Annotated in this window: 4 protein-coding genes; 2 read left to right on the top strand and 2 right to left on the bottom strand. The window is 71.0% G+C overall.

Features of this window, described 5'->3' with window-relative positions; all coding sequences use genetic code 11:
• Both ACFWN1_RS32560 and ACFWN1_RS32555 read left to right on the top strand, forming a co-directional pair.
• The coding region (locus ACFWN1_RS32560; RefSeq protein WP_384370139.1) for a hypothetical protein at positions 1–194 on the top strand (194 nt) is incomplete at its 5' end.
• A 64-nt stretch (positions 195–258) separates the two neighbouring features.
• Positions 259–2,196, top strand: coding sequence for an acyl-CoA dehydrogenase family protein (locus ACFWN1_RS32555; RefSeq protein WP_384370136.1), 1,938 nt, complete (start codon positions 259–261; stop codon positions 2,194–2,196).
• Positions 2,197–2,199: 3 nt separating this feature from the next.
• Here the strand turns inward: ACFWN1_RS32555 and ACFWN1_RS32550 are convergent, their stop codons facing one another.
• Together ACFWN1_RS32550 and ACFWN1_RS32545 are read right to left on the bottom strand one after the other, a co-directional pair.
• The gene (locus tag ACFWN1_RS32550; protein WP_384370133.1) at positions 2,200–2,658 is read right to left on the bottom strand and encodes a lamin tail domain-containing protein; all 459 of its coding nucleotides are present in this window, start codon (positions 2,656–2,658) and stop codon (positions 2,200–2,202) included.
• A gap of 240 nt (positions 2,659–2,898) precedes the next feature.
• Positions 2,899–3,055, bottom strand: a 157-nt coding sequence (locus ACFWN1_RS32545) for a PIN domain-containing protein (RefSeq protein WP_384370142.1), incomplete at its 5' end; no start/stop codon positions are given.

Below are 3,055 nucleotides of genomic sequence, written 5' to 3'. Positions count from 1 at the left end.
GTGCGGGGGCTCCGGCCGTTCCGTTTCACGGCGACCTGACCGGCGGCGGACTGCCGGTGGGCGGGGCGTACGCCGTCCCCGGCCGCCGCGGCACCCCGCGGCCCGCCGTCCCGGCCCGGCGCACCGCCGCCCGGGGGTCTCAGCCCAATGGCCCGCGACGACTGGTGGGAGCACCCGGATTCGGGTACCACTGATCCGGTAGCACCGGTCCGTGGTGATCGGTCCCCGACACCCCTCTTCGTGGCGAGGTGAGCCCTGATGTCCGCTCCCACCACTCAACGCACCAACGTCTCCGAGCGTGAGGCCCGACAGGTGGCGGAGGCCGCCCGGGAGCAGAACTGGCGCAAGCCCAGCTTCGCCAAGGAGCTGTTCCTCGGGCGCTTCCGGCTCGACCTCATCCACCCCCACCCGCTCCCCGACGCCGAGAGCGTCCGGCGTGGCGAGACCTTCCTCGCCGAGCTGCGCGCCTTCTGCGAGAGCGGGATCGACGCGGCCCGCATCGAGCGCGAGGCCCGTATCCCCGACGAGGTGGTGGCCGGGCTGAAGCGGCTCGGCGCCCTCGGCATGAAGATCGACACCAAGTACGGCGGCCTCGGCCTCTCCCAGCTGTACTACAACAAGGCCCTCGCCCTGGTCGGCTCGGTCAGCCCCGCCGTCGGCGCGCTGCTCTCCGCCCACCAGTCGATCGGCGTACCGCAGCCGCTGAAGATGTTCGGCACCCAGGAGCAGAAGGACGCCTTCCTGCCCCGCTGCGCCACCACGGCGATCTCCGCCTTCCTGCTCACCGAGCCGGACGTCGGCTCGGACCCGGCGCGGCTCGCCACCCTGGCCGTCCCCGAGGGTGACCAGTACGTCCTGGACGGCGTGAAGCTGTGGACCACCAACGGCGTCGTCGCCGACCTCCTGGTGGTCATGGCACGGGTGCCCAAGTCCGAGGGGCACCCCGGCGGCATCACCGCGTTCGTGGTGGAGGCCGACGCCGAGGGCATCACGGTGGAGCACCGCAACGCCTTCATGGGCCTGCGCGGCATCGAGAACGGCGTCACCCGCTTCCACCGGGTGCGGGTCCCGGCCGCCAACCGGATCGGCCCCGAGGGCGCCGGTCTGAAGATCGCGCTCACCACCCTCAACACCGGCCGGCTGTCGCTGCCCGCGATGTGCGCCGGCGCGGGCAAGTGGTGTCTGAAGATCGCCCGCCAGTGGGCGGCCGAGCGTGAGCAGTGGGGCAAGCCGGTCGCGCTGCACGAGGCAGTCGGCTCCAAGATCAGCTTCATCGCGGCGACCACCTTCGCGCTGGAGGCCGTCGTCGACCTCGCCTCCCAGATGGCCGACGAGGACCGCAACGACATCCGCATCGAGGCCGCCCTCGCCAAGCTGTACGGCTCGGAGATGGCCTGGCTGATGGCGGACGAGCTGGTCCAGATCCGGGGCGGCCGGGGCTACGAGACCGCCGAGTCGCTCGGAGCGCGCGGCGAGCGTGCCGTACCGGCCGAGCAGATGCTGCGCGACCTGCGGATCAACCGCATCTTCGAGGGCTCCACCGAGATCATGCACCTGCTGATCGCGCGCGAGGCCGTCGACGCCCACCTCTCGGTCGCCGGTGACCTCATCGACCCCGAGAAGTCCCTCCCGGAGAAGGCGAAGGCCGGCGCGGGCGCGGGCGTCTTCTACGCCAAGTGGCTGCCGAGACTGGTCGCGGGTCCGGGACAGCTCCCGTCCTCGTACGCCGAGTTCAAGCACGGCATCGACCTGTCCGGGCACCTCCGGTTCGTCGAGCGGCACGCCCGCAAGCTGGCCCGCGCGACCTTCTACGGGATGTCCCGCTGGCAGGGCCGGATGGAGACCAGGCAGGGCTTCCTCGGCCGGATCGTGGACATCGGCGCCGAGCTGTTCGCCATGAGCGCGGCCTGCGTACGGGCCGAGCGGCTGCGGCGCGAGGGCGAGCACGGCCGCGAGGCGTACCAGCTCGCCGACGCCTTCTGCCGCCAGGCCCGCGTCCGCGTGGACGAGCTGTTCGCCCGCCTGTGGCACAACACCGACGACGTCGACCGCAGGGTGGTCAAGGGCGTCCTCGGCGGCGCCTACGACTGGCTGGAGGAGGGCATCCTCGACCCCTCGGGCGACGGCGTCTGGATCGCGGACGCGTCACCGGGAGCGAGCGAGCGCGTCAACGCCCGCCGCCCCTACGGGAGTTAGCCGCTAGCAGTACGTGTCGCTGCCGTTCCGGGTCGTCCACGAGCAGGTGTCGACCCTGGAGCCGTTCGACTTGGTCAGGGTCGCCGTGTCGCTGGTGTTGTTCCAGACGTAGGCACGGCGGCCCTGGTACGTGTCCGAGGTGGTGTCGCGGCCGCTGCCGGTGTGGACCTTCAGGTACTTCCCGGCGCCGAGCTTGACGTTCGGGAAGGAGTACCTGTGGTTCGAGGCGTCCTTCAGAATCCAGCCCCGCAGTGAGACCGCCGAGCGGCTGGTGTTCCTGAGCTGGACCCACTCGCCGTTGAGGCTGGAGTTGGACCGGGTGTCCCTACCAGGGCTGTCGAAGTACACCCGGTGGATCTGGACGGTGCCGGCCGCCTGGGCCGGGGTGCTCATGAGGGTGCCGGTGAGCAGGGCCGCGCCGGCGAGAGCGGGCAGGGCGGCGCGAAGGCGCAGGGTACGCACGAAGAGATCCCCCCAAGGATGTCATTCACAAAACGCTGCACAGGCGAGAAGTTCACCCGTTGAACTGAATTGTTATCACAGGATCTTCACCCCGTCTTCACAATGGGAGAAACCTTCCGGCGCACCGCCCGCGCCGCTCCGGCGTACTTGGCCCTGCGGCGACGGAGTCTGGATCGCGGACGCCACCCCGGGGTGCGAGCGAACGCGGCAACGCCCGCCGTCCGTACGGCGGATGACCGGTCAGAGGGTGCCCGGCGCCATCAGCCACTGGGTCCGCTGCCCTGTGACCGACGCGATGGTCTCGAAGTCGTCGTCGTAGTGGAGCACGGTGAGGCCCTGGAGCTCGGCGGTCGCGGCGACCAGCAGATCGACCGCGCCCGCCGAGCGGTGCGTTCCC

Origin of the sequence: Streptomyces sp. NPDC058459 (assembly GCF_042721685.1) — a bacterium.
Taxonomy (GTDB): Bacteria; Actinomycetota; Actinomycetes; order Streptomycetales; family Streptomycetaceae; genus Streptomyces.
This window is presented reverse-complemented; position numbering and strand designations above follow the sequence as displayed.

Coding starts and splice junctions, on each gene's coding strand:
- ACFWN1_RS32555 (WP_384370136.1), top strand. CDS start 259: ATGTCCGCTCCCACCACTCAACGCACCAACGTCTCCGAGCGTGAGGCC.